Below are 24,420 nucleotides of genomic sequence, written 5' to 3' on the forward strand. Positions count from 1 at the left end.
GGGCCATGACATTCAGCATTCATGTTGAATGTCAGTCCGCCTTCGCGAGCAGGCTCGCTCCCACACTGGCCTGCGCAGTTTCCTGACTCTTGATGTCCCCTGCCGCCCGGTAAAACTGACGCTTAGTATATCGATCAGGCCCGGCAGCCGCTGGGCCTTGCTCGCAATTATTGTTTATTGAAAGTCAGCCCAACGCCTTCCAGATATCCGTGGCGTACTCGCGAATCGTCCGGTCTGACGAGAACCAGCCCATCCGCGCCGTGCTCAGCACCGCTGAACGCCACCACTCTTTCGAATCGTGCCAATGGGCCTCGACCCGCATCTGCGCGTTCCAGTAGGAATCGAAATCGGCGCAGACCAGGAAGCGGTCGTAATCCACCAATGAATCGATCAACCCTGTGTAACGCGACGGGTCATCCGGCGAGAACACCCCACCGCGAATCGCCTGCAACACGTCGTTGAGCCGGTGGGAGGCGGCGATGTCCGGCACCGCACTGAACTCGTGGTTCTGCTTGCGTGCTTCAACCTGTTGGGCACTGAGACCGAAGATGAACATGTGCTCGGCACCGATGCGCTCGCACATTTCCACGTTGGCGCCATCCAGCGTACCGATGGTCAACGCACCGTTGAGGCCGAATTTCATGTTGCTGGTGCCGGACGCTTCGAAACCGGCCGTGGAAATCTGCTCGGACAAATCCGCCGCCGGAATGATGCTCTCCGCCAGGCTGACGTTGTAGTTGGGCAGGAACACTACCTTGAGCAAACCACGCACCGTCGGGTCATTGTTCACCACCCGGGCGATGTCGTTGGTCAGCTTGATGATCAGCTTGGCCTGGTGATAACTGGCCGCCGCTTTACCGGCGAAGATTTTCACTCGCGGCACCCAGTCGATTTCCGGCTCGGCGCGGATCGCCTGGTACAACGCCACGGTGTGCATCAGATTGAGCAACTGGCGTTTGTACTCGTGGATCCGCTTGACCTGAACGTCGAACATCGCCGCCGGGTTGACCGCCACCCCCAGCCGTTCGTGAATGATGTACGCCAGGGCTTTTTTGCTGTGCAGGCGCTGTTCGGCGAAGGCCTTGTGGAACGCTGTCTTCTCGGCGAATGGCTCCAGGCCGAGCAAGCGCTCCTCGGGATTGTCCAGCACATCCGGCCCCAGAGCATCGACCAGCATTGAGGTCAACTCCGGGTTGGACTGATACAGCCAGCGGCGGAAGGTAATGCCGTTGGTCTTGTTGTTGATCCGCTGCGGGTAGAGCTTGTGCAGTTCGGAGAACACCGTTTTGCGCATCAGTTGCGTATGCAGCCCGGACACGCCGTTGACACTGTGGGAGCCGAGGAACGCCAGGTTGCCCATGCGTACGCGACGGCCATTGTCTTCTTCGATCAGCGACACCGCACGCAGCACGTCGAAATCGTGGATGCCCTTGGCGCGCAACGAGTCGATGTGCTGGGCGTTGATCAGGTAAATGATCTGCATGTGCCGCGGCAACATGCGCTCCATCAAACCGACCGGCCAGGTTTCCAGCGCTTCGGGCAGCAGCGTGTGGTTGGTGTAGGACAGCGTATCGACCGTGATCTGCCACGCCGCGTCCCAGGCCACGTCATAGACGTCGACCAATTGACGCATCAACTCGGCCACGGCAATCGAGGGGTGGGTGTCGTTGAGCTGGATCGCCGCGTGGTCGCCCAGGGTCAGCACCGAGGTGTGCATGTTGCGATGGCGGCGCAGCAAGTCCTGCAGGGACGCGGCAACGAAGAAGTATTCCTGGCGCAGCCGCAGTTCCTGGCCGGCTTCGGTGCTGTCCGCCGGATAGAGCACGCGGGAGATACTTTCGGCCCGGGCCACTTCGGCGACCGCACCCAAGTGGTCACCGGCGTTGAAACGCTCCAGGTGCAAATCTTCCATGGCCCGGGCGCGCCACAGACGCAAGGTGTTCACGCTCGCCCCGCGCCAGCCGACCACCGGTGTGTCGTAGGCAATGGCCCGAACGGTTTCTGCCGGGTGCCAGACTTGCTTTGACTTGCCGGCGTCATCGGTCACGGTCTCGACACCGCCGCCGAAGGCGATCGTGTAAACCACCTCTGGCCGCTCGAACTCCCAAGGGTTGCCGAAATCCAGCCAGTGTTCGGTCTGCTCCTGCTGCCAACCGTCGACGATGGCCTGGCGAAACAAGCCATGCTCATAGCGAATACCGTAGCCGTGGCCGGCGATACCCAGGGTCGACATGCTTTCCATGAAGCACGCAGCCAGGCGACCGAGGCCACCGTTACCCAGTGCCGCGTCGGGCTCCAGCAGGCGAATGCGTTCGATGTCGACACCGAGCTCCGTCATCGCCTCGCGGGCCACGTCGAGCAGGCCGAGGTTGCTCAGACTGTCATAGAGCAGCCGGCCGATGAGAAACTCCAGGGAGAGGTAATAAACGCGTTTCTGACCCTTGCGGTAGATCTGTCGCGTGTGGTCCATCCAGTGCTCGACCATGTGATCACGCGCCGCCAGCGCGATGGCCTCGAACCAGTCATGGTCGAAGGCGTGATCCGGGTCTTTGCCCACCGCATAGGTGAGCTTGGTCAAGACGGCGTCGCGGAATGCGGCCACCTCTGCTTCGCGAACAAGTGGTTCTTGAGTCATCGATAGGACCTCGAGCGAGCTTGGAGTTGTCTGAGCCTAGACGGTCTGACAGGCGGTAGAGGCTCTGGTTCGGCAGTTTTTCCTGTTATGCGAATCGATCGGCAATACATTTTCGGTTACATCAAACAATGCAGGGGCCGTGCCGGATTAGTGGTTTGCTGGCCGACGCAGAAAAAATCTGGCGAAAGGTTGTTCAAAAATCCACCAGTCCCGGTATGATCGCGCGCCCTGATGCATACGCCTGGTAAAACCCTCGATGATGAAGCCCAACCTGATTGCCGCCGCCGAGATCGACCGTCTCGATACCTGGGCCAAGTATTCGGCCCCGATGTGCGGCTCGTGTGTCTCCAGCTGCTGCACGCTGCCGGTGGAGGTCAAAATCAAGGACCTGGTCCGTATCGGCGTGGTCGACGAATTCGAGCTGGGCGATCCACCGAAGAACATCGCCAAGCGTCTGCAGAAGGAAGGGTTGGTCGAACGCTTCAACCAGAAATCAGGCATCTTCACCCTCCAGCGCATGAGTAACAACGATTGCTACTATCTGGATCGTAAGAGCCGTCTGTGCACTATTTATGAAAAGCGCCCCGACACTTGCCGCAATCACCCGAAAATCGGCCCACGGCCGGGGTATTGCGCGTACAAGCCCAAGGAAGTGGAGCGCGAGCGTAATTCGCGGACCATCGAGCGGTTCTGATCTGTCCTGAAACTCTGGCGGCTGATCGGCCGCCATCGCTGGCAAGCCAGCTCCCACAGCGATTGTTGTCGTACACGAATTTCATGTACCCACTCAAAACCCTGTGGGAGCTGGCTTGCCAGCGATGAGGCCAGTAAACCGCCGCACAAATCCCGGACAAACAAAAACGCCCCCGGCCTTTCGACCGGGGGCGTTTTCGTTCAGCCGGGGCTAGTTACGCCTTGGCTTTCTTGGCAGCGCGGGTACGCTCGCTTTCGTCCAGGATCTTCTTGCGAAGACGGATGGACTTAGGCGTCACTTCACACAGTTCGTCGTCCTGGATGAATTCCAGAGCCTGTTCCAGGGTGAAGCGAACAGGTGGAACCAGGGCGATGGTTTCGTCTTTACCCGAAGCACGCATGTTGTCGAGCTTCTTGCCCTTGGTAGGGTTAACGCCCAGGTCGTTGTCACGGCTGTTCAGACCAACGATCTGACCGTTGTAGATTTCCTGACCGTGTTCAACAAACAGCTTGCCACGTGCCTGCAGGGTTTCCAGGGAGTAGGTCAGCGCCTTGCCGGTTTCAACCGAAACCAGAACGCCGTTCTGACGGCCGGACATGTCGCCGGACTTCATCACGTCGTAACGGTCGAAGATCGAGGTCAGGATGCCAGCACCGTTGGTCAGGGTCAGGAACTGGTTACGGAAACCGATCAGACCACGAGCAGGGATGTTGTATTCCAGACGTACACGGCCTTTGCCATCCGGCACCATGTTGGTCAGGTCGCCCTTACGCAGGCCCATCTCTTCCATCACCTTGCCCTGGGATTCTTCCGGCAGGTCGATGGTGACGTTTTCGTACGGTTCGTGCTTCACGCCGTCAACCAGACGGATGATCACTTCCGGACGGCCTACAGCCATTTCGAAGCCTTCGCGACGCATGGTTTCGATCAGTACCGAGAGGTGCAGCTCACCACGGCCGGAAACCTTGAACTTGTCAGCCGAGTCGCCTTCTTCAACACGCAGTGCAACGTTGTACAGCAGCTCTTTGTCCAGACGTTCCTTGATGTTACGGGAAGTCACGAACTTGCCTTCTTTACCGCAGAATGGCGAGTCGTTGACCTGGAAGGTCATGGAAACGGTTGGCTCGTCAACGGTCAGAGGCTTCATCGCCTCTGGAGTGTCCAGCTGGCACAGGGTGTCGGAGATGAACAACTCGTCCATACCGCTGATGCACACGATGTCGCCGGCAGCTGCTTCTTCAACGTCGACACGGTGCAGACCGTGGTGACCCATCAGCTTCAGGATACGACCGTTACGCTTCTTGCCGTCAGCACTGATCGCCACAACCGGAGTGTTCGGCTTGACGCGACCACGAGCGATACGGCCAACGCCGATAACACCCAGGAAGCTGTTGTAGTCCAGTGCGGAGATTTGCATCTGGAACGGACCGTCACGGTCAACAGCCGGCGCCGGTACGTTGTCGACGATCGACTGGTACAGCGGGGTCATGTCATCAGCCATTTCGTTGTGGTCCAGACCGGCAATACCGTTCAGGGCCGAGGCGTAGACGACTTTGAAGTCCAGCTGTTCTTCGGTGGCACCCAGGTTGTCGAACAGGTCGAAGATCTGGTCCAGAACCCAGTCCGGACGCGCGCCTGGACGGTCAACCTTGTTGATGCACACGATTGGACGCAGGCCGGCTTCGAACGCCTTCTTGGTCACGAAACGGGTTTGCGGCATAGGGCCGTCTTGAGCGTCAACCAGCAGCAGAACGGAGTCGACCATCGACATTACGCGTTCAACTTCGCCGCCGAAGTCGGCGTGGCCCGGGGTGTCCACGATGTTGATGTGGTAGCCGTTCCAGTTGATGGCGGTGTTTTTCGCCAGAATGGTAATACCGCGCTCTTTTTCCTGGTCGTTGGAGTCCATCACGCGCTCGTCGTTGAGCTCGTTGCGCTCCAGGGTGCCGGATTGACGCAGGAGTTTGTCTACCAGGGTGGTTTTACCATGGTCAACGTGGGCAATGATGGCGATGTTGCGTAGATTTTCGATCACTTGTGTATCTCGATCAGAGGATTCGGTGTGCTGACAAGTCTTGGCAGCGATTAACAGTAGCGTCCGTGAAAGCCGTTACAGCTTGACGGTGGCATCGGGGGGCCGGTGACGCAGGCCACAGGCAAACAGCCCCGGGCACTTAGCTCGGTCGATAAACGCGCACATTGGCATGCCCCTCACTGAGCAAATGGTGGGCATGCAGGCGACTCATCACGCCTTTGTCGCAATACAGCAGGTACTGGCGAGTAGGGTCCAGTTCCTTGAAACGAGCGTTCAGAGCATAAAACGGCATCGTTTGTACCTCGATACCAGCGAGTTCCAGCGGGTCATCCTCGGCGGCATCCGGGTGGCGGATGTCGATCACGATCTGACCGGCCAGCGCTTCGCTGACTTCTTCAATCTGCAAGTCCTGGCCCAATTCATCGATCACGCGATCGATCGGCACCAGCTTGGCGTTCTCGAGCGCACGCTCAAGGACTGCCATGTCGAATTCTTTCTCTTCGTGCTCCACGCGGTAGCGCTTGGCGGCGGTCTTCGGATTGACCGAAATGACCCCGCAATACTCCGGCATGTGCCGGGCAAAATCGGCAGTGCCGATTTCGTTGGCCGTGTCGATGATGTCCTGCTTGTGACTGGCGATCAGCGGACGCAAGACCAGCTTGTCGGTCACGCAGTCGATCACGGACAGGTTCGGCAACGTCTGGCTCGACACCTGGGAGATCGCCTCACCAGTGACCAGCGCTTCGATGTGCAGTCGATCGGCAATTTGGGAGGAAGCGCGCAACATCATACGCTTCAATACTACGCCCATATGACTGTTATCGACTTTGCCGAGAATTTCTCCCAGCACTTCCTCGAACGGCACACTGACAAATAACACGCGTTGCGAGCTGCCGTACTTCTTCCAGATGAAATGCGCGACTTCCATGACGCCCAGTTCGTGGGCACGTCCGCCCAGGTTGAAGAAGCAGAAATGCGCCATAAGCCCGCGGCGCATGATCTGGTAGGCAGCGACGGTGGAGTCGAAACCGCCGGACATCAGCACCAGCGTCTGCTCCAGCGCGCCCAGCGGATATCCGCCGATGCCATTGTGCTGGCTGTGGATCACGAACAACCGTTGGTCGCGAACTTCGATGCGGACTTCGATTTCCGGCTTTTTCAGGTCGATCCCGGCAGCACCGCACTGACGGCGCAACTGGCTGCCGACATATTTCTCGATATCGATGGAGCTGAATGGGTGCTTGCCAGCGCGCTTGCAACGTACCGAGAAGATCTTCCCGGCCAGTGCATCACCGTAGTGCTGCTTGCACTTTTCGACGATGTCGTCGAAATCGCCCAGCGGGTATTCGTCGATTTGCAGGAAGTGCGCGATGCCGGGCATGCAGCTCAGGCGCTCGCCCATCTCTTTCAGGGCCTTGGGGTCGCTGACGCGGGTTTCCAGCTCGAGGTTGTCCCATACGCCGTTCACCACCACAGCCGGGTCCAGATCGCGGAGCACGGCACGGATGTTCTTGGCCAATTGGCGGATGAAACGCATCCGTACCGGGCGGCTCTTGATGGTGATCTCGGGAAAGACTTTTACGATTAGTTTCATGAAAACAGCGCGCGCTGGGCCAGCCGAAAAAGGGGGGCGCGGATTATAGCGGAAATTGCTCAAGGTTTAACCAGTTAATGTGCAGAAGGTTTTGCACGCACCAAAACGGGTCACTTTCCGCTTTCCACGCTACATTAAGGGGCGAGGATTTCCGTTTTAAGACGCTTTGCACCTCTATAAGCGTGAAATTGGGGCAAAAAACCCATGCTGGGGCACTGGCATGCAATTTGCTCCCTTGTGAGGCAGGTTGCCTTGGCAGAGTATTCGCGCCGGCATCACAAACATTTAAGGGCATCCACTACCCGCCCTAATCCACCCGGAGGACACTATGTCGAAGTCGGTTCAACTCATCAAAGATCATGACGTCAAGTGGATTGATCTGCGCTTCACGGACACCCGCGGCACTCAGCACCACGTGACCATGCCGGCTCGCGATGCGCTGGATGAAGACTTCTTCGAAGTCGGCAAAATGTTCGACGGTTCCTCCATTGCTGGCTGGAAAGGCATCGAAGCCTCCGACATGATCCTGATGCCGGACGACAGCACTGCCGTACTGGACCCGTTCACCGAAGAGCCGACCCTGATCCTGGTCTGCGACATCATCGAACCTTCGAGCATGCAAGGCTACGACCGCGACCCACGTGCGATCGCCAAGCGCGCCGAAGAGTACCTGAAGTCCACCGCCATCGGTGACACCGTGTACGCCGGTCCAGAGCCAGAGTTCTTCATCTTCGACCAAGTGAAGTTCAAGTCCGACATTTCCGGCTCCATGTTCAAGATCTACTCCGAACAAGGTTCGTGGATGTCCGACCAGGACGTGGAAGGCGGCAACAAAGGTCACCGTCCAGGCGTCAAAGGTGGCTACTTCCCGGTTCCGCCGTTCGACCACGACCACGAAATCCGCACCTCCATGTGCAACGCACTGGAAGAAATGGGCCTGACCGTCGAAGTTCACCACCACGAAGTGGCAACTGCCGGCCAGAACGAAATCGGCGTCAAGTTCAACACCCTGGTGAAGAAAGCCGACGAAACCCAAACCCTGAAGTACGTCGTGCACAACGTTGCCGATGCCTACGGCCGCACCGCTACCTTCATGCCTAAGCCTCTGTACGGCGACAACGGCTCGGGTATGCACGTTCACATGTCGATCTGGAAAGACGGCAAGAACACCTTCGCAGGCGAAGGCTATGCCGGCCTGTCCGATACCGCTCTGTACTTCATCGGCGGCATCATCAAGCACGGTAAGGCTCTGAACGGCTTCACCAACCCGGCAACCAACTCCTACAAACGTCTGGTTCCAGGCTTCGAGGCTCCGGTAATGCTGGCCTACTCCGCCCGTAACCGTTCCGCCTCGATCCGCATTCCTTACGTGTCGAGCCCGAAAGCGCGCCGTATCGAAGCGCGCTTCCCGGATCCGGCTGCCAACCCATACCTGTGCTTCGCAGCACTGATGATGGCTGGCCTGGACGGTATCCAGAACAAGATCCACCCTGGCGATGCCGCTGACAAAAACCTGTACGACCTGCCGCCTGAAGAGGCGAAAGAGATCCCACAAGTTTGCGGCAGCCTGAAAGAAGCCCTGGAAGAGCTGGACAAAGGTCGTGCGTTCCTGACCAAAGGCGGCGTGTTCTCCGACGACTTCATCGACGCTTACATCGCTCTGAAAAGCGAAGAAGAAATCAAGGTACGTACTTTCGTACACCCACTGGAATACGACCTGTACTACAGCTGCTAATCCAGTGACGCCTGCGCAAGCGGCGTGAAAAAAGAGGCCTCCTTAGGGAGGCCTTTTTTATGCCCGCGATTCAACGACCACTGAAGACCCCCGGTGGGAGCGAGCTTGCTCGCGAAGAGGCCTGTACATTCAAAACAGTTGTCGCCTGCAAGTCCGCCTTCGCGAGCAGGCTCGCTCCCACAGGGGACAACTGGCAAATCCATATCCAATTGTTAACAAGCTAGGCCAACCACCCTTCCTGCTCTATGCTGCAATCCAACGTTTTTTTTGCTTCCGGTCGATTTTATGGGTCGCTGTTTTCTCTTCATCCTGCTACTGATCGCCCTGCCCGCCTCAGCACAGATCTACAAGTACACAGATTCCGATGGCAATACCGCCTACAGCAATCAACCGCCGGATGGCGTGAGGGCTCAGCCGGTCGAGTTGCCACCGCTCAACAGTGTTGGAACCCAGCCAACCGGCAACCCCTCACCCGCCGCCGAAGCCCGCAAACAACCTCAGAGCGCCTACGAGTTACTCGAACTCACGGGCCTGCCCACCACCGAAGCCCTGCGCGCGAATAACGGCACGTTTACCGTCAATGTGCTGATCAAACCACACCTGAAAGGCTCGCACCTGTTCCGGCTTCTGCTGGACGGCAACCCTTACGGCCAGCCAGGCAACGTACCGGCCCTGCAACTGGTGAACATCGACCGTGGCCTGCACAGCCTCGCGGTGCAAGTGATTGACGGCGCAACCGTGATCCAGCAAAGCCCCACCGTGACCTTTACCGTGCAACGGGTACACAAGCGCTGAAGCCCTGACTGCTGATTGCCTCCCTGCCTGCTCGCATTGCCTGCGTCAGCGATGGTCGTCACGTCCATTGAAGACGGCCAATGGCCGGAATGTCCGCTCATCGATAAACCAGCCGAAGAAAAAGCCGGTTCCTGCCGATTTTCTAACCTTGTTCAGCTTTGCGCACTATATTGGTGCGAATGGTTGCACCGCGCTCGAAATCCAACCCATTTTGGTTCGAAAGTACCCGCCAAGTCCGATCGAACGCCACGCAATCGAGCGTCAAACGCCCGTTTCAGGCGTTGAACGCTTCTTTTCGGAGCCTTGGTTTGGTTTTTGCAGTTTCCTGGTATCAGCTCTTTATCCATGCGCCAAAAGAGGTCCTGAATGACCATCAGCGACGCACTGCATCGTTTGCTACTCGACAACCTGACAACCGCCACCATCCTGCTCGACGCCGAATTGCGACTCGAGTACATGAACCCGGCGGCGGAGATGCTCCTGGCCATCAGCGGCCAGCGAAGCCATGGTCAATTCATCAGCGAGCTGTTCACCGAATCCACCGAGGCACTGAACTCGTTGCGTCAGGCCGTCCAGCAGGCGCATCCGTTCACCAAGCGTGAAGCAATGCTCACCGCGCTCACCGGCCAGACCCTGACGGTGGATTACGCGGTCACGCCGATCCTGAGCAATGGCGACACACTGCTGCTGCTTGAAGTACATCCCCGCGACCGCCTGCTGCGCATCACCAAGGAAGAAGCACAGCTGTCGAAGCAGGAAACCAGCAAGATGCTGGTGCGCGGTCTCGCCCACGAAATCAAGAATCCGCTGGGCGGTATTCGTGGCGCGGCGCAGTTACTCGCCCGTGAGCTGCCGGAAGAAAGCTTGCGCGACTACACCAACGTCATCATCGAAGAAGCCGACCGCCTGCGTAATCTGGTAGATCGCATGCTCGGCTCCAACAAGCTGCCGTCGCTGGCCATGTGCAACGTCCACGAAGTGCTGGAGCGCGTCTGTCATCTGGTCGAGGCCGAAAGCCAGGGCTGCATCACTTTGGTGCGCGATTACGACCCGAGCATTCCCGATGTATTGATCGATCGCGAACAGATGATCCAGGCCGTGCTGAACATCGTGCGCAATGCGATGCAGGCCATCAGCAGCCAGAACGAACTGCGCCTGGGCCGCATCAGCCTGCGCACCCGTGCCATGCGGCAATTCACCATCGGCCATGTGCGTCACCGCCTGGTGACCAAGATCGAAATCATCGACAACGGGCCGGGCATTCCTGCCGAACTCCAGGAAACCATCTTTTTTCCCATGGTCAGCGGTCGTCCGGACGGTACCGGGCTCGGCCTGGCCATTACCCAGAACATCATCAGCCAGCACCAGGGCCTGATCGAATGTGACAGCCACCCCGGCCACACCACTTTCTCGATCTTTCTGCCACTGGAACAAGGAGCCACATCGACATGAGCCGTAGTGAAACCGTGTGGATCGTCGATGACGACCGTTCTATCCGTTGGGTCCTGGAAAAAGCCTTGCAACAGGAAGGCATGACCACGCAGAGCTTCGACAGCGCCGATGGCGTGATGAGCCGACTGGCGCGCCAGCAGCCGGACGTGATCATTTCCGACATCCGCATGCCTGGCGCCAGCGGCCTGGATCTCCTGGCGCGGATTCGCGAACAACACCCACGACTGCCAGTGATCATCATGACGGCGCACTCCGATCTGGACAGCGCTGTCGCGTCCTACCAGGGTGGCGCGTTCGAATACCTGCCCAAGCCTTTTGATGTCGACGAAGCAGTCTCGCTGGTCAAGCGCGCCAACCAGCACGCCCAGGAACAGCAAGGCCTGGAAGTCGCTCCGACCCTGACCCGCACCCCGGAGATCATCGGTGAAGCGCCAGCGATGCAAGAAGTGTTTCGCGCCATCGGGCGCTTGAGCCACTCCAACATCACCGTGCTGATCAACGGCGAATCAGGGACCGGTAAAGAACTGGTGGCCCATGCCTTGCACCGCCACAGTCCGCGTGCGGCTTCGCCGTTTATCGCGCTGAATATGGCGGCGATCCCGAAAGACCTGATGGAGTCCGAGCTGTTCGGCCACGAAAAAGGCGCGTTCACCGGTGCCGCCAACCTGCGTCGCGGACGTTTTGAGCAGGCGGACGGCGGTACGCTATTCCTAGACGAAATCGGCGACATGCCGGCCGACACCCAGACCCGCCTGCTGCGGGTATTGGCCGACGGTGAGTTCTATCGGGTTGGCGGACACGTACCAGTGAAGGTCGATGTACGGATCATCGCCGCGACCCACCAGAATCTGGAAACCCTGGTTCATGCCGGGAAATTCCGTGAGGACTTGTTCCACCGTCTCAACGTGATCCGCATCCACATCCCGCGCCTGTCGGACCGTCGTGAAGACATCCCGACCCTGGCCAAGCACTTCCTCAGCCGCGCCGCGCAAGAACTGGCCGTCGAGCCAAAACTGCTGAAGAACGAAACCGAGGAATACTTGAAAAACCTGCCATGGCCCGGCAACGTGCGTCAGCTGGAGAACACCTGCCGCTGGATCACGGTGATGGCTTCCGGTCGCGAAGTGCACATCGGTGATCTGCCACCGGAGCTGCTGAGCCTGCCGCAGGACTCGGCACCCGTGACCAACTGGGAGCAGGCGCTGCGCCAGTGGGCCGACCAGGCGCTGGCCCGCGGTCAGTCGAGCCTGCTGGACAGCGCCGTGCCGGCCTTCGAGCGGATCATGATCGAAACGGCCCTCAAGCACACTGCAGGCCGTCGTCGCGACGCCGCGGTCTTGTTGGGCTGGGGGCGTAATACCCTGACGCGCAAGATCAAGGAATTGGGGATGAAGGTTGATGGTGGGGATGATGATGAGGGGGATGAGGGCTAATTAGCCTTGGTTCTTCACTGACCGTCACATCCCATTCGCGAGCAGGCTCGCTCCCACAGTGGATTTGCAGTGTTTTCACTATTGAGTGAACACCACCGCATCTTGTGGGAGCGAGCCTGCTCGCGAAGCTTTTAGGGCCACTGTGCACCGCACGAATGCACCGTGAACCGCAATCGCGCACGGAAACTGATCCGAAATCCCGCCTCCGTTCGCAATCGAACCCCTATCGAAAAAACACGAAAGCCCCGGATTACGGGGCTCTCAGCATTTCTATGCGCCTTTCTGTTTCAACTTGTTAAAACCTGGCACGCCCCCTGCAATAGTCTCATCAGTGATTCAGTTCACTACCCAGTTTCGGGGACCTTGGTACAGGCAGGCCGGGGATTCCCCTCTTTACACCGGGCTCACACCGCATAAGCGACGAGCCCTGCCGTTTTGGGGTCCTTGGTACAGGCAGGCCGGGGATTCCCTCTTTACACCGGGTTCACGACGCCATGCGCGAACCCTGCCGTTTTGGGAACCTTGGTACAGGCAGGCCGGGGATTCCCTCTTTTATTGCTCCCGGAGATGGATCTCCAGCCGCCAGCGGTCATCGACTTCGCTGCCGGTCCACTCCCCTTGCAGGGGCCGGGCCGCCACCGCCGTCAGCAACAATCCCCCGTCACTCGAACGCACCCGCCAGTTCACGCTTTTGTCGTTGAGCTTGAGCTGACCTTGCTGCGCCTTGCCTTGCGCTTCGAACAACAACGCGACGCTGCCGTCGACGATCTCGCCGTGGGTCTTGGGTTCGTTGTTGAACCACACCACCAACCCGTCATTCGTCACCTCGACCTGCTGCAATTCGCTGGGGTCGGGTGTGGTCAGGCGACCGATCATCAGCCCCACCATCACCCCGACAATCGCCAGCGATGCCATCACTCGCGGGAATAGTTTCGAACGAGGATCGGGTTGCGGCGTAGAATGCCGCTCATCTTTACCTTCGGAGCCGTGCATGTTTCACGTCATCCTTTTCCAACCAGAAATTCCGCCGAATACCGGCAACGTTATCAGGCTGTGCGCCAACAGTGGCTGCCACCTGCATTTGATCGAACCGCTGGGCTTCGAGATGGACGACAAGCGCCTGCGCCGGGCCGGCCTCGACTATCACGAGTATGCCACCCTGCAACGCCACGCTGACTTGGCCAGTTGCCTGGAAAGCCTGGGTAACCCACGAGTGTTCGCCTTCACCACCAAGGGCTCGCGACCGTTCCACGACGCCAGCTTCGTGGAGGGAGATGCGTTCCTGTTCGGCCCGGAAAGCCGGGGCCTGCCGGCCGAAGTGCTGGACGCCCTGCCCGGCGAACAACGCCTGCGCCTGCCGATGCGTGAAGGCTGCCGCAGCCTGAACCTGTCCAATACCGTGGCGGTGGCCGTTTACGAAGCATGGCGGCAGAACGGCTTCAAATAACACCCGAAACAAAATGTGGGAGCGAGCCTGCTCGCGAAGGCGGTGTGTCAGGTGACATGGATGTCATCTGATACTCCCCATTCGCGAGCAGGCTCGCTCCCACATTGATATCGCTTGCCTGAGACCGCTTACTGAACGGTAGGCGTCTCGCCAGCCGCCTGCATGCGTTGCAGCTCTTGTGCGTACAGTGCGTCGAAGTTCACTGGCGCCAGCATCAGGGCCGGGAACGAACCACGGGTCACCAGGCTGTCCAGTGCTTCACGAGCGTACGGGAACAGGATGTTCGGGCAGAACGCACCGAGGGTGTGGCTCATCGAAGGCGCGTCCAGGTTCTTGATCAGGAAGATCCCGGCCTGTTGCACTTCAGCGATGAACGCTACTTCTTCACCGTTCTTCACGGTAACCGACAAGGTCAGAACGACTTCGTGAAAATCGTTTTCCAACGCCTTTTGACGGGTGTTCAGATCCAGACCGACGCTCGGCTCCCACTGCTGGCGGAAGATCGCCGGGCTTTTCGGGGCTTCGAAGGACAAGTCACGTACGTAGATGCGCTGCAAGGAGAATTGCGGTGCGGTTTCTTCTTCGCTAGCTGCAGTGTTCTGTTGGTCAGTCATCTCAGATCCTTTCTGATCTTGGGTCTTTTATTGGGTACGGAATTCAGGCCTTGAGCATCGCGTCGAGCTTGCCGGCGCGCTCCAGGGCAAACAAATCATCACAGCCACCGACGTGGGTGCTGCCGATCCAGATCTGCGGCACGGACGTACGTCCGGCTTTCTGAGCCATGGCGGCGCGCACCTGCGGTTTGCCATCGACCTTGATCTCTTCGAAGGCCACGCCTTTGTTCTCGAGCAGGTATTTGGCTCGCGAGCAATAAGGGCAGTAATCGCTGGAGTAGACGACGACGTGGCTCATATCACTTCACCAGCGGCAGATTGTCGGCTTTCCAGCTGGAAACACCACCGGACAACTTGGCGGCGGTGAAGCCGGCCTTCACCAGTTCGCGAGCGTGGGTGCCGGCGGTCTGGCCCATGGCATCGACCAGGATGATGGTCTTGGCCTTGTGTTTTTCCAGTTCGCCAACGCGAGCAGCCAGCTTGTCGTGAGGAATGTTCAGCGCGCCAACAATGTGACCGGCGGCGAAGTCCTTGCTCGGACGGATGTCGATCACCACGCCTGCGTCTTTGTTGACCAGGCCCGTCAGTTCGCCAGTGCTCAGGCTGCGGCCGCCGCCTTGCAACTGATAGGCAATCAGCAGTGCCAGCAGTACGACAAAGATACCGACGAGAATGTAGTGGTTGGTGGCAAATTGAATCAGGTTAGCAACCATCGAAGGAGGTTCCAGGGCGTTAAAATGTCGGCCAGTATACACAGCCCCCATGGTGGGCCAAACCCCGTCCGGCGGTGACGTGGCCGGAACTTCGCTTTAAACTGCGACTCCCTTTTTCCATCGCCTCTTTTAACTTAAGCCAGAGTGGATTCCATGACTACCACGCCCAAACCTTTGGTCCTGATGATTCTCGACGGCTTCGGTCACAGTGAAAGCCCTGAATCCAACGCGATTTTTGCAGCGAAGAAGCCCGTGCTGGACCGTCTATGGGCCACTGTGCCCAACGGCCTGATCTCGGGCAGCGGGATGGACGTCGGCCTGCCGGATGGCCAGATGGGCAACTCCGAAGTCGGCCACATGAACCTCGGCGCCGGTCGCGTTGTGTACCAGGACTTCACTCGCGTCACCAAATCGATCCGCGACGGCGAGTTCTTCGAGAACCCGACCATATGCGCCGCGGTGGATAAAGCCGTTGCCGCCGGCAAGGCCGTGCACTTCATGGGCCTGCTGTCCGATGGCGGCGTGCACAGCCACCAGGATCACCTGGTGGCCATGGCCGAGCTGGCCGCCAAACGCGGCGCGGAAAAAATCTACCTGCACGCCTTCCTCGACGGCCGCGACACGCCACCGAAAAGCGCGCAATCGTCGATCGAACTGCTGGATGCCACCTTCCAGGCACTGGGCAAAGGCCGCATCGCCAGCCTCATCGGTCGTTACTATGCGATGGACCGTGACAACCGCTGGGATCGAGTGTCCCAGGCCTACAACCTGATCGTCGATGGCGCTGGCGAATTCAACGCCGCCACCGCACAGCAAGGCCTGCAAGCCGCCTACGAGCGGGGCGAGAGCGACGAGTTCGTCAAAGCCACTTCTATCGGCGAGCCGGTGAAAGTCGAAGACGGTGACGCCGTGGTGTTCATGAACTTCCGCGCCGACCGTGCCCGCGAGCTGACCCGCGTTTTCGTCGAAGACGATTTCAAGGAATTCGAGCGCAGCCGTCAGCCAAAACTGGCCGGCTTCGTGATGCTGACCCAATACGCCGCCAGCATCCCAGCGCCATCGGCCTTCGCTGCTGGCAGCCTGGAAAACGTGCTGGGCGACTACCTGGCGAAAAACGGCAAGACCCAGTTGCGCATCGCTGAAACCGAGAAGTACGCTCACGTAACCTTCTTCTTCTCCGGTGGTCGCGAAGAACCCTTCCCGGGCGAAGAACGCATCCTGATTCCATCGCCTAAAGTCGCCACTTACGACTTGCAACCGGAAATGAGTGCGCCGGAAGTCACCGACCGTATCGTCGATGCCATCGAAAACCAGCGTTACGACGTGATCGTGGTCAACTACGCCAATGGCGATATGGTTGGCCACAGTGGTGTATTCGAAGCCGCGGTGAAAGCCGTTGAATGCCTGGATCAGTGCGTCGGCCGCATTGTCGATGCCCTGGAAAAAGTCGGCGGCGAAGCGCTGATCACCGCCGACCACGGCAACGTCGAGCAAATGTCCGACGAAACCACCGGTCAGGCGCACACCGCGCACACCACCGAGCCAGTGCCGTTCATTTATGTCGGCAAGCGTGACCTCAAGGTTCGCGAAGGCGGCGTGCTGGCGGACGTGGCACCGACCATGCTGAAGCTGCTGGGCCTGGAAAAACCGGCGGAAATGACCGGGACATCGATCCTGGTGTAATCCGGACTTACAAACGCCGCAATACCCTGCGGGAGCGAGCCTGCTCGCGAATACGGACTGTCAGTCGACATCAACGTTGCCTGACACGCCGCTTTCGCGAGCAGGCTCGCTCCCACATTGATCTTCAGTGTTTTTCGGGCCAGTTATCACACAACCCCATTTGGGCGTTTTTTTTGCAGCGTGGGGCGGGCATACTAGGCTGTCCCTTTCCCTGGTGTCGCCCGCCTCTATGCTTCGCGTCCTGATAGCCCTTGCTCTGACTTGCCTGCTCCAACCGGCCTTCGCTGACGAGCGCGCGCAAACCCAACAACAGTTGGACGCCACGCGTCAGGACATTGCCGAGCTGAAAAAGCTGCTGGGCAAACTGCAGGAAGAAAAATCCGGCGTGCAGAAGGATCTCAAAGGCACCGAGACCGAGATGGGCAAGCTCGAGAAGCAGGTCGATGCCCTGCAAAAAGAGCTGAAGAAGAGCGAATCCGAGCTGCAGCGACTCGACGCGGAGAAAAAAAAACTCCAGAGCGCACGCACTGAACAGCAAAGACTGATCGCGATCCAGGCCCGGGCGGCCTACCAGAACGGTCGTCAGGAATACTTGAAGCTGCTGCTCAATCAGCAGAATCCTGAAAAATTCGCCCGTACCCTCACCTATTACGACTACCTGAGCCAGGCCCGCCTGGAGCAGCTGAAGAATTTCAATGAAACCCTGCGCCAACTGGCCAACGTCGAGCAGGACATCGCCAAGCAGCAGGCCCAGTTGCTGGTGCAGAAAAGCAGCCTCGACAGCCAGCGCGACGAACTCGACAAAGTCCGCCAGGAACGCCAGCAAGTCCTGGCCAGGCTCAATGACGACGTGAAAGCCCGCGACCAGAAACTGGCAGCCCGCGAGCAGGATCAGGCGGACCTGTCTAAAGTCCTTAAAACCATTGAAGAAACCCTGGCCCGCCAGGCTCGTGAGGCAGAAGAGGCGCGGCAGAAAGCGCTGATCGCCCAGCAGGAAGCCGAAAAAAAGCGTTTACGTGAGGCTCAGGCTCAAGCAGAGGCCACTGACGCCCCACGCAAACCCATCAAATCGACACCCGGCGCTTTGGTTTCAAGCTCAGGCGAAACCTTCGGCGGACCTTTTGCTTCAAGCCGCGGCAAACTTCCATGGCCTGTCGACGGTCGACTGCTTGCACGCTTCGGTGAAAGCCGTGGCGACGATGCCCGGACCAAATGGGACGGCGTGATGATCGGCGCATCGGCTGGCAGCGCAGTGCATGCGGTACACGGTGGCCGCGTGGTGTTCGCCGACTGGTTGCGTGGCGCCGGCCTGCTGGTGATTCTGGATCACGGCAACGGTTTCTTGAGTCTTTACGGTCACAACCAGACACTGCTCAAGTCTGCGGGTGACGTGGTAAAAGCCGGCGAGTCCATCTCCACTGTCGGTAACAGTGGTGGGCAGGACACGCCAGCTTTGTATTTTGCGATTCGTCAGCAGGGTCACCCGAGTGATCCGGCGCAATGGTGTCGCGCGCAAGGATAAGCGCGCTACCTACTTCAGGAGTTCGTTCGACATGCTGCATTTGTCCCGCCTTACCTCGCTGGCCCTGACGATCGCCCTGGTGATCGGCGCGCCCCTGGCGTTTGCCGCTCAACCGGCCCCGGCTGTCGCGCCTGCGGGCACTGCCGCGACCACCAAGGCGCCATTGCCGCTGGAAGAGTTGCGCACTTTCGCCGAGGTCATGGATCGGATCAAAGCCGCGTATGTCGAACCGGTGGACGACAAGACCCTGCTGGAAAACGCGATCAAGGGCATGCTCAGCAACCTTGATCCGCACTCCGCCTACCTGGGACCGGAAGACTTCGCCGAGTTGCAGGAAAGCACCAGCGGCGAATTCGGCGGCCTGGGCATCGAAGTCGGCTCCGAGGACGGGTTCATCAAGGTAGTTTCGCCGATCGATGACACCCCGGCCTCCAAGGCAGGCATCCAGGCGGGCGACTTCATCGTCAAGATCAACGGCCAGCCAACCCGCGGCCAGAGCATGACCGAAGCCGTGGACAAGATGCGCGGCAAGATCGGCCAGAAAATTACCCTGACCCTGGTACGTGACGGTGGAACGCCATTCGACGTGACCCTGGCCCGCGCGATCATTCAAGTGAAGAGCGTGAAGAGCCAGCTGCTGGAGTCCGGCTACGGCTACATCCGCATTACCCAGTTCCAGGTCAAGACCGGCGAAGAGGTCTCCAAGGCCCTGGCCAAATTGCGCAAGGACAACGGCAAGAAACTCAACGGCATCATCCTCGACCTGCGCAACAACCCGGGCGGCGTGCTGCAAGCGGCGGTGGAAGTGGTCGACCATTTCATCACCAAGGGCCTGATCGTCTACACCAAGGGCCGGATCGCCAACTCAGAACTGCGCTTCTCGGCCACCGGCAAGGATGAAAGCGAAGCCGTGCCAATGGTTGCCCTGATCAACGGCGGCAGCGCCTCGGCTTCGGAAATCGTCGCGGGCGCCCTGCAGGATCAAAAACGCGCGGTCGTCATGGGCACCACCAGTTTCGGCAAGGGTTCGGTGCAAACCGTGCTGCCGCTGAACAACGAGCGCGCGCTGAAAATTACTACAGCGCTGTACTACACACCGAACGGCCGCTCGATCCAGGCCCAGGGCATCGTCCCGGACATCGAAGTACGCAAGGCCAAGATCACCAGCGAGCAGGACAGCGACTACTTCAAGGAGGCCGATCTGCAAGGTCACTTGGGCAATGGCAACGGTGGCGCCGACAGACCGACCGGCACCGGCGGCAAGGCCAAGGCGATGCCGCAGGATGACGATTACCAACTGGCCCAGGCCCTGAGCCTGCTCAAAGGGCTGAGCATCACGTCCGGCCGCTGAGGATGTGCCTGCGCTTCATCCTCGCCCTGTTGTGCTGCCTGGCGGGCACTGCTCACGCAGATCCCGCCGGGTCGACGCCTCACAAGGCCTACCTGAGTCTGATCATTGATGACCTGGGGCAGAACCTGCCCCGGGATCGCCGCGTCCTGGCCCTGCCCGGCCCGGTGACCACGGCGATCATGCCCGATACACCCCACGCCACCGAATTTGCCGGCGAAGCCCATCGCGCCGGCAAGATCGTCATCCTGCACATGCCCATGGACCCGGCCACCGGCCCGTTCGCCTGGCATCCCGAACTGCCCATCGAAGAACTCGAAAATCGTCTTAACGCCGCCTTCAAAAGGGTGCCCTATACCGCCGGCATCAATAACCACATGGGCAGCCGCATGACCGCGCAACCCGCCGCCATGGCGTGGTTGATGGGCGAGCTTCAGCGCAGGCACAAGTTTTTCGTCGACAGCCGCACCAGCGCCCAGACCGTGGCGGCGCAACAGGCGCAGAAGATTGATCTGGCGAGCGTTTCGCGGGATGTATTTCTTGATGACGAACCCACCGAGACGGCGATCTACACCCAGCTGCAGACTGCGATCGGCCTGGCGCGCAAACAGGGATCGGCGGTGATGATCGGCCATCCTTATCCACAAACCCTGGCAGTGCTGGAGCGGGAATTGCCGAAGCTCAAGGCGCAGGGAATTGAGTGGATCGATGTCCGACAAATGATCAGCGTGCGCGGCAATCGCGCCATGAGCGCCCATGGAAAAGACGGAATATATCGGTAACAACCCGCCACACACCTATAAATAGTTACCGCCCGCCACCTCATCCAATTCCAGATATTGAGACCTGCAACAGGTCGCGACTCTGAGTCGCTTTTCAATTATCAGGAATGACTATGAATACCGAGAACAGTCTCACAACAGCCTCCAGGCCAATGGAATCGATAAAACTCGACAACCTGCTGATCAACTTCACGACGGAGTTCCAACGGATCTGGGACACCAAGGGCTCAGACTCAAAACCTGCAACCTTTTGGCGCCCCAGCCCTGCTCCTGATTTGTTGCCGGGTTTTTTCCCGCTGGGTGACGTCGCTGCTTCCGGATACGACAACATCAACGGGAACAAAGTAGTGGCGGTTGTATGCGAAGCTGAGGCGCCGAGCGCGGATAGTGCTAAAGGCAAAGCGCTCAGCCAACCCGTGGACTTTGAACAGGTCTGGAAAGATACAGGCTCAGGGGCCAGAAAGGACTGCAGCCTATGGCGTCCAATCCCTCCTGAGGGCTATGTGACACTTGGATTGGTGTGTTCCGACCACGAAAAACCTCCCTTGAACGCGGTACGCTGCGTCCGGTCGGATCTAGTGATCGCCTCAAATCTCGGTGACTTGATCTGGGATGATAAAGGCAGCGGTGCCAAACAGAACTTCAGCGGCTGGAATATCGATCCCCCGGCAGCAGCAGCGGGGGAAATCTACTTCGCACCGGGCACCTTTGTCGGCTTCAACAGCTATACCAAACCTTTAATAGAGGTCGCTGGTTATTCATTGCGCATGCAGATCCCGCTGCAGATCAACTCCGCACCTGAGCTTCCAGTACTTTCAGGATTTGAAACTCCACCTGATGAGACTTCAGAGACCACTCAAATCGCCACGATTCCCTGGTTCGCTGTCGAAGAACACGACCGGCTTCCCATCGAAAAAATGAGCAAATCACCCTACTACCGACTGGAAAGGACCGACCAATACGTGCTTGTCGGGCATGGCCATAACAATGGAGAAAAAAGCAGGCTGTTCACATGGACAGCGCCCCGAGTTCTGAGCCGCAGGAATCAGAAATTATTCACCCGAATCACATCTATCGAGGTCAGCTCAGAATGGCCGACCGGGGTTTCCAACGCGCGATCAATAAATTTCTCGGCAAAATTGAGCACTGACTTCACTCACACCGAAACATCGTCCAGCGGATGGGAGAGCTCAAATACCGTAGTCGTCGCCGCTATCGTTCCGAAAAACAAGATGTTGGCGGTTTATCAGCTGCAGAGTCACTACGCCTTGCTGCGCGAAGATGACACAGAGCTGGGCATCAACTTCAGTTACGCCGATACCGACAGCTTGCGCTGGATCGAATACCCGCCAGAAAAAGACAGCGAAGTCCTCATCCCCAAGCCGATGACATAATTATCTGTCCCTACAGATACCGCGCCATGATGTCGTCCACCACACCTTCCTTGCGCAGTTGATCCAGTGCAGCTTGCAGTTTGGCAACGGTTTCGTCCGGCACGTCCTTGTTCAGTGCCAGATAAAGCTCGGCGCTATTGAAGCGCAACACCGTCTTGAGCCCGGTCACGCCGTCCTGTCGAGCCAGGTAACGGCCGGCCGGGTCGCCTGTGGCCCACAGGTCGATCTGGCCGTTGACCAGTTTCTTCGCGTTGTCCTGATCGCGCAGCACAACGATTGGATTGAGTCCCTGCTTGGCCAGTGTCTCGGCGATCGCATCACCTTTGTAGGCGCCGATCTTGTATTTGCGTGCATCATTCAGGGTTTCGAGGGTGATCTTGCTGTCAGCCTTGGCCAGCATGATCCAGTCGTCCGGGCCGATCGGGCCGACCCATTTGAACAACTTTTCGCGATCAGGTAGCCGCGCCATGACGAACACGCCATAACCGGGCTTTTCCAGGGTGAGTTTGTAGATCCGCTCCCAAGGGAAACGCAGCGTCAGGCTGTAGGTAATGTCGGCGCGCTTGAAAATCTCACGGACGATGTCCGTGGCAATGCCACTGATGTTTTCGTCTTGCGCGAAGTTCTTGCCGTTCTTCGCCATGTTGTACGGCGGGAAGTTTTCCGTCAGCAACACCATGTCGGTGTCGGGATTGTCTGCAGCCTGCCCTCCACTGACAAACAACAGGGAAGCGCTGGCAAGGACGAGAAGAAGGCGTTTAAGCATGTCTGGCTACCGAAATCCATGGCGTACCCAAGAGTGCCTTGAGCCCGCCATGATGTCCACTGGCCTGTATTGGAATGTCAGGGTCTTTACGAAAACTCGCCGAGCGACGATCAGGCGAACCTGTTTTTAACGTAGCTGATCGTCGCGCAGGCAGTTTTCGTATGAGCCTAGCGCATCACGATGCCGCGATGAGCCATATAGGCCTTGGCTTCCTGCACGGTGTATTCGCCGAAGTGGAAAATACTCGCCGCCAACACTGCACTGGCGTGGCCTTCGAGAATGCCATCGGCCAAATGCTGCAGGTTGCCGACGCCGCCGGAAGCGATCACCGGAATGCCCAGTGCGTCGCTGATGGCACGGGTTACACCGAGGTCGAAGCCGTTTTTCATGCCGTCCTGATCCATGCTGGTCAGGAGGATTTCACCGGCGCCCAGGCCTTCCATTTTCTTCGCCCACTCGACAGCGTCGAGACCGGTCGGCTTGCGGCCGCCGTGGGTGAAGATTTCCCAGCGCGGGGTTTCGCCAGGGCCGGAAACTTTCTTCGCATCGATGGCAACGACGATGCACTGCGAGCCGAAATGCTGCGCAGCTTCGCCGACGAATTCCGGATTGAACACAGCCGCGGTGTTGATCGAAACCTTGTCCGCACCGGCATTGAGCAGGTTGCGAATATCTTGCACGGTACGCACGCCACCGCCGACGGTCAGCGGGATGAACACCTGGCTGGCCATGCGCTCGACGGTATGCAGCGTGGTGTCGCGACCATCGACGCTGGCGGTGATGTCGAGAAAAGTAATCTCGTCAGCACCCTGCTCGTCATACCGACGGGCGATTTCCACCGGGTCACCGGCGTCACGGATGTTCTCGAACTTGACACCCTTGACCACCCGGCCGTTATCCACGTCCAGGCAAGGGATGATGCGTTTGGCCAGCGCCATGGTCAGTCCTCAGCCTTTGTACGAATCGCAGAAAGCTTGTGCTTCAGCGACATCGAGAGTGCCTTCGTAGATCGCCCGACCGGTGATCGCACCGATGATGCCTGGCGCCTTGGCGTCGAGCAGCGTCTTGATGTCACCGAGGTTGTGGATGCCGCCGGAGGCGATCACCGGGATCTTGGTGGCAGCGGCCAGCGCAGCGGTGAACGGCACGTTGCAGCCCTGCATCATGCCGTCTTTGGCGATATCGGTATAAACGATAGCGGACACGCCGTCGGCTTCGAACTGCTTGGCCAGGTCGATCACCTGAACGGTGCTGATTTCAGCCCAACCGTCAGTGGCGACGAAACCGTCCTTGGCATCCAGGCCAACGATCACCTTGCCCGGGAACGCACGGCAGGCTTCAGCAACGAAGGCCGGATCTTTCACGGCTTTGGTGCCGATGATCACGTAGCTCACGCCCGCTTTCACGTAGTGCTCGATGGTTTCCAGCGAACGGATGCCGCCGCCGATCTGGATCGGCAGGTTCGGGTAGCGTTTGGCGATGGCGGTGACCACTTCGCCGTTGACCGGCTGACCTTCGAACGCGCCGTTCAGGTCGACCAGATGCAGACGACGGCAACCGCCCTCCACCCACTTGGCAGCCATGCTCACCGGGTCATCGGAGAACACCGTGGAATCTTCCATGCGGCCCTGGCGCAAACGAACACAGGCACCGTCTTTAAGATCGATAGCGGGAATAATCAGCATGCTTTTTCCTTCGTCAAAAGAGCTGCAAGCTGCAAGCCACAAGCTGCAAGCATGCGTGTGTATGTTTCTCTCTTGCAGCTTGAAGCTTGAAGC

General features: G+C 58.8%; 21 protein-coding genes. 11 read left to right on the top strand and 10 right to left on the bottom strand.

Going from position 1 to position 24,420, the window contains the following annotated elements; genetic code table 11:
• Positions 1-184: 184 nt before the first annotated feature.
• A complete protein-coding gene (locus tag ACW9HW_RS06480; RefSeq protein ID WP_095192289.1) occupies positions 185-2,635 on the bottom strand; it encodes a glycogen/starch/alpha-glucan phosphorylase in 2,451 nt (816 codons plus the stop codon).
• A gap of 256 nt (positions 2,636-2,891) precedes the next feature.
• On the opposite strand from ACW9HW_RS06480, the gene ACW9HW_RS06485 reads away from it, so the two are divergent.
• Positions 2,892-3,329 (top strand): YkgJ family cysteine cluster protein, encoded by a 438-nt coding sequence (locus ACW9HW_RS06485; RefSeq protein ID WP_095192290.1) that lies wholly within the window; start codon positions 2,892-2,894, stop codon positions 3,327-3,329.
• Positions 3,330-3,543: 214 nt separating this feature from the next.
• Here the strand turns inward: ACW9HW_RS06485 and typA are convergent, their stop codons facing one another.
• Both typA and thiI read right to left on the bottom strand, forming a co-directional pair.
• On the bottom strand, positions 3,544-5,364 hold the full coding sequence (gene typA / locus ACW9HW_RS06490) for a translational GTPase TypA (RefSeq protein ID WP_040063516.1): 1,821 nt from the start codon (positions 5,362-5,364) through the stop codon (positions 3,544-3,546).
• Positions 5,365-5,503: 139 nt separating this feature from the next.
• Positions 5,504-6,958 carry a tRNA uracil 4-sulfurtransferase ThiI gene (gene thiI / locus ACW9HW_RS06495; RefSeq protein WP_095192291.1) on the bottom strand — a complete coding sequence of 485 codons (1,455 nt, stop codon included), beginning with the start codon at positions 6,956-6,958 and terminating at the stop codon, positions 5,504-5,506.
• A 328-nt stretch (positions 6,959-7,286) separates the two neighbouring features.
• On the opposite strand from thiI, the gene glnA reads away from it, so the two are divergent.
• From glnA to ntrC, 4 genes are all read left to right on the top strand, one after another.
• Entirely contained in the window at positions 7,287-8,693 is a 1,407-nt protein-coding gene (glnA, locus tag ACW9HW_RS06500; RefSeq protein ID WP_095192293.1) for a type I glutamate--ammonia ligase, read from the top strand.
• 285 nt (positions 8,694-8,978) lie between these two features.
• Entirely contained in the window at positions 8,979-9,488 is a 510-nt protein-coding gene (locus ACW9HW_RS06505; RefSeq protein WP_095192294.1) for a DUF4124 domain-containing protein, read from the top strand.
• Positions 9,489-9,854: 366 nt separating this feature from the next.
• Positions 9,855-10,940, top strand: a complete 1,086-nt coding sequence (glnL, locus tag ACW9HW_RS06510) for a nitrogen regulation protein NR(II) (RefSeq protein ID WP_056852211.1) — start codon at positions 9,855-9,857, stop codon at positions 10,938-10,940.
• Positions 10,937-12,373 (top strand): nitrogen regulation protein NR(I), encoded by a 1,437-nt coding sequence (ntrC, locus tag ACW9HW_RS06515; protein WP_047536349.1) that lies wholly within the window; start codon positions 10,937-10,939, stop codon positions 12,371-12,373. Before glnL ends, ntrC begins: the two co-directional genes overlap by 4 nt.
• Positions 12,374-12,925: 552 nt before the next feature.
• On the opposite strand, the gene ACW9HW_RS06520 is transcribed toward ntrC, so the two are convergent.
• Positions 12,926-13,366: a hypothetical protein gene (locus ACW9HW_RS06520; RefSeq protein ID WP_137804064.1), complete on the bottom strand. Its 441-nt coding sequence runs from the start codon at positions 13,364-13,366 to the stop codon at positions 12,926-12,928.
• On the opposite strand from ACW9HW_RS06520, the gene trmL reads away from it, so the two are divergent.
• The gene (trmL, locus tag ACW9HW_RS06525; RefSeq protein ID WP_207260659.1) at positions 13,365-13,820 is read left to right on the top strand and encodes a tRNA (uridine(34)/cytosine(34)/5-carboxymethylaminomethyluridine(34)-2'-O)-methyltransferase TrmL; all 456 of its coding nucleotides are present in this window, start codon (positions 13,365-13,367) and stop codon (positions 13,818-13,820) included. The two genes, ACW9HW_RS06520 and trmL, sit on opposite strands and share 2 nt — an antisense overlap.
• A gap of 128 nt (positions 13,821-13,948) precedes the next feature.
• On the opposite strand, the gene secB is transcribed toward trmL, so the two are convergent.
• From secB to ACW9HW_RS06540, 3 genes are read right to left on the bottom strand one after another with little or no spacing between them, the layout of a single operon-like run.
• Positions 13,949-14,434 (bottom strand): protein-export chaperone SecB, encoded by a 486-nt coding sequence (secB, locus tag ACW9HW_RS06530; protein ID WP_095192297.1) that lies wholly within the window; start codon positions 14,432-14,434, stop codon positions 13,949-13,951.
• 43 nt (positions 14,435-14,477) lie between these two features.
• Complete coding sequence (gene grxC, locus ACW9HW_RS06535) at positions 14,478-14,732, bottom strand: glutaredoxin 3 (RefSeq protein ID WP_137804061.1); 255 nt, start codon at positions 14,730-14,732, stop codon at positions 14,478-14,480.
• Position 14,733: 1 nt separating this feature from the next.
• Complete coding sequence (locus ACW9HW_RS06540; RefSeq protein ID WP_095192299.1) at positions 14,734-15,147, bottom strand: rhodanese-like domain-containing protein; 414 nt, start codon at positions 15,145-15,147, stop codon at positions 14,734-14,736.
• A 153-nt stretch (positions 15,148-15,300) separates the two neighbouring features.
• On the opposite strand from ACW9HW_RS06540, the gene gpmI reads away from it, so the two are divergent.
• From gpmI to ACW9HW_RS06565, 5 genes are all read left to right on the top strand, one after another.
• The gene (gpmI, locus tag ACW9HW_RS06545; protein ID WP_095192300.1) at positions 15,301-16,830 is read left to right on the top strand and encodes a 2,3-bisphosphoglycerate-independent phosphoglycerate mutase; all 1,530 of its coding nucleotides are present in this window, start codon (positions 15,301-15,303) and stop codon (positions 16,828-16,830) included.
• A gap of 229 nt (positions 16,831-17,059) precedes the next feature.
• Entirely contained in the window at positions 17,060-18,352 is a 1,293-nt protein-coding gene (locus ACW9HW_RS06550; protein ID WP_095192301.1) for a murein hydrolase activator EnvC family protein, read from the top strand.
• Positions 18,353-18,383: 31 nt separating this feature from the next.
• Positions 18,384-19,703, top strand: a complete 1,320-nt coding sequence (locus tag ACW9HW_RS06555) for a S41 family peptidase (RefSeq protein ID WP_457398999.1) — start codon at positions 18,384-18,386, stop codon at positions 19,701-19,703.
• A 2-nt stretch (positions 19,704-19,705) separates the two neighbouring features.
• Positions 19,706-20,482 carry a divergent polysaccharide deacetylase family protein gene (locus tag ACW9HW_RS06560; protein ID WP_095192303.1) on the top strand — a complete coding sequence of 259 codons (777 nt, stop codon included), beginning with the start codon at positions 19,706-19,708 and terminating at the stop codon, positions 20,480-20,482.
• Positions 20,483-20,595: 113 nt separating this feature from the next.
• Entirely contained in the window at positions 20,596-21,876 is a 1,281-nt protein-coding gene (locus ACW9HW_RS06565; protein ID WP_457399000.1) for a Vps62-related protein, read from the top strand.
• A gap of 10 nt (positions 21,877-21,886) precedes the next feature.
• Here the strand turns inward: ACW9HW_RS06565 and ACW9HW_RS06570 are convergent, their stop codons facing one another.
• From ACW9HW_RS06570 to hisA, 3 genes are all read right to left on the bottom strand, one after another.
• Positions 21,887-22,642: a substrate-binding periplasmic protein gene (locus tag ACW9HW_RS06570; protein WP_095192305.1), complete on the bottom strand. Its 756-nt coding sequence runs from the start codon at positions 22,640-22,642 to the stop codon at positions 21,887-21,889.
• 167 nt (positions 22,643-22,809) lie between these two features.
• Positions 22,810-23,580 (bottom strand): imidazole glycerol phosphate synthase subunit HisF, encoded by a 771-nt coding sequence (gene hisF, locus ACW9HW_RS06575; protein WP_007897430.1) that lies wholly within the window; start codon positions 23,578-23,580, stop codon positions 22,810-22,812.
• Positions 23,581-23,589: 9 nt separating this feature from the next.
• Positions 23,590-24,327 (bottom strand): 1-(5-phosphoribosyl)-5-[(5-phosphoribosylamino)methylideneamino]imidazole-4-carboxamide isomerase, encoded by a 738-nt coding sequence (gene hisA, locus ACW9HW_RS06580; protein WP_095192306.1) that lies wholly within the window; start codon positions 24,325-24,327, stop codon positions 23,590-23,592.
• Positions 24,328-24,420 lie beyond the last annotated feature (93 nt).

This window comes from Pseudomonas sp. SDO5532_S415, assembly GCF_054071155.1.

Bases quoted from the DNA above. Each gene is read 5' to 3' on its own strand.
- glnA (WP_095192293.1), top strand. From the start codon at position 7,287: ATGTCGAAGTCGGTTCAACTCATCAAAGATCATGACGTCAAGTGGATT.
- ACW9HW_RS06550 (WP_095192301.1), top strand. From the start codon at position 17,060: ATGCTTCGCGTCCTGATAGCCCTTGCTCTGACTTGCCTGCTCCAACCG.
- ACW9HW_RS06570 (WP_095192305.1), bottom strand. From the start codon at position 22,642: ATGCTTAAACGCCTTCTTCTCGTCCTTGCCAGCGCTTCCCTGTTGTTT.
- grxC (WP_137804061.1), bottom strand. From the start codon at position 14,732: ATGAGCCACGTCGTCGTCTACTCCAGCGATTACTGCCCTTATTGCTCG.
- hisA (WP_095192306.1), bottom strand. From the start codon at position 24,327: ATGCTGATTATTCCCGCTATCGATCTTAAAGACGGTGCCTGTGTTCGT.
- ntrC (WP_047536349.1), top strand. From the start codon at position 10,937: ATGAGCCGTAGTGAAACCGTGTGGATCGTCGATGACGACCGTTCTATC.
- ACW9HW_RS06555 (WP_457398999.1), top strand. From the start codon at position 18,384: ATGCTGCATTTGTCCCGCCTTACCTCGCTGGCCCTGACGATCGCCCTG.
- trmL (WP_207260659.1), top strand. From the start codon at position 13,365: ATGTTTCACGTCATCCTTTTCCAACCAGAAATTCCGCCGAATACCGGC.
- ACW9HW_RS06485 (WP_095192290.1), top strand. From the start codon at position 2,892: ATGATGAAGCCCAACCTGATTGCCGCCGCCGAGATCGACCGTCTCGAT.
- glnL (WP_056852211.1), top strand. From the start codon at position 9,855: ATGACCATCAGCGACGCACTGCATCGTTTGCTACTCGACAACCTGACA.
- secB (WP_095192297.1), bottom strand. From the start codon at position 14,434: ATGACTGACCAACAGAACACTGCAGCTAGCGAAGAAGAAACCGCACCG.
- hisF (WP_007897430.1), bottom strand. From the start codon at position 23,580: ATGGCGCTGGCCAAACGCATCATCCCTTGCCTGGACGTGGATAACGGC.
- ACW9HW_RS06540 (WP_095192299.1), bottom strand. From the start codon at position 15,147: ATGGTTGCTAACCTGATTCAATTTGCCACCAACCACTACATTCTCGTC.
- ACW9HW_RS06520 (WP_137804064.1), bottom strand. From the start codon at position 13,366: ATGCACGGCTCCGAAGGTAAAGATGAGCGGCATTCTACGCCGCAACCC.
- thiI (WP_095192291.1), bottom strand. From the start codon at position 6,958: ATGAAACTAATCGTAAAAGTCTTTCCCGAGATCACCATCAAGAGCCGC.
- ACW9HW_RS06480 (WP_095192289.1), bottom strand. From the start codon at position 2,635: ATGACTCAAGAACCACTTGTTCGCGAAGCAGAGGTGGCCGCATTCCGC.
- ACW9HW_RS06560 (WP_095192303.1), top strand. From the start codon at position 19,706: ATGTGCCTGCGCTTCATCCTCGCCCTGTTGTGCTGCCTGGCGGGCACT.
- ACW9HW_RS06505 (WP_095192294.1), top strand. From the start codon at position 8,979: ATGGGTCGCTGTTTTCTCTTCATCCTGCTACTGATCGCCCTGCCCGCC.
- gpmI (WP_095192300.1), top strand. From the start codon at position 15,301: ATGACTACCACGCCCAAACCTTTGGTCCTGATGATTCTCGACGGCTTC.
- ACW9HW_RS06565 (WP_457399000.1), top strand. From the start codon at position 20,596: ATGAATACCGAGAACAGTCTCACAACAGCCTCCAGGCCAATGGAATCG.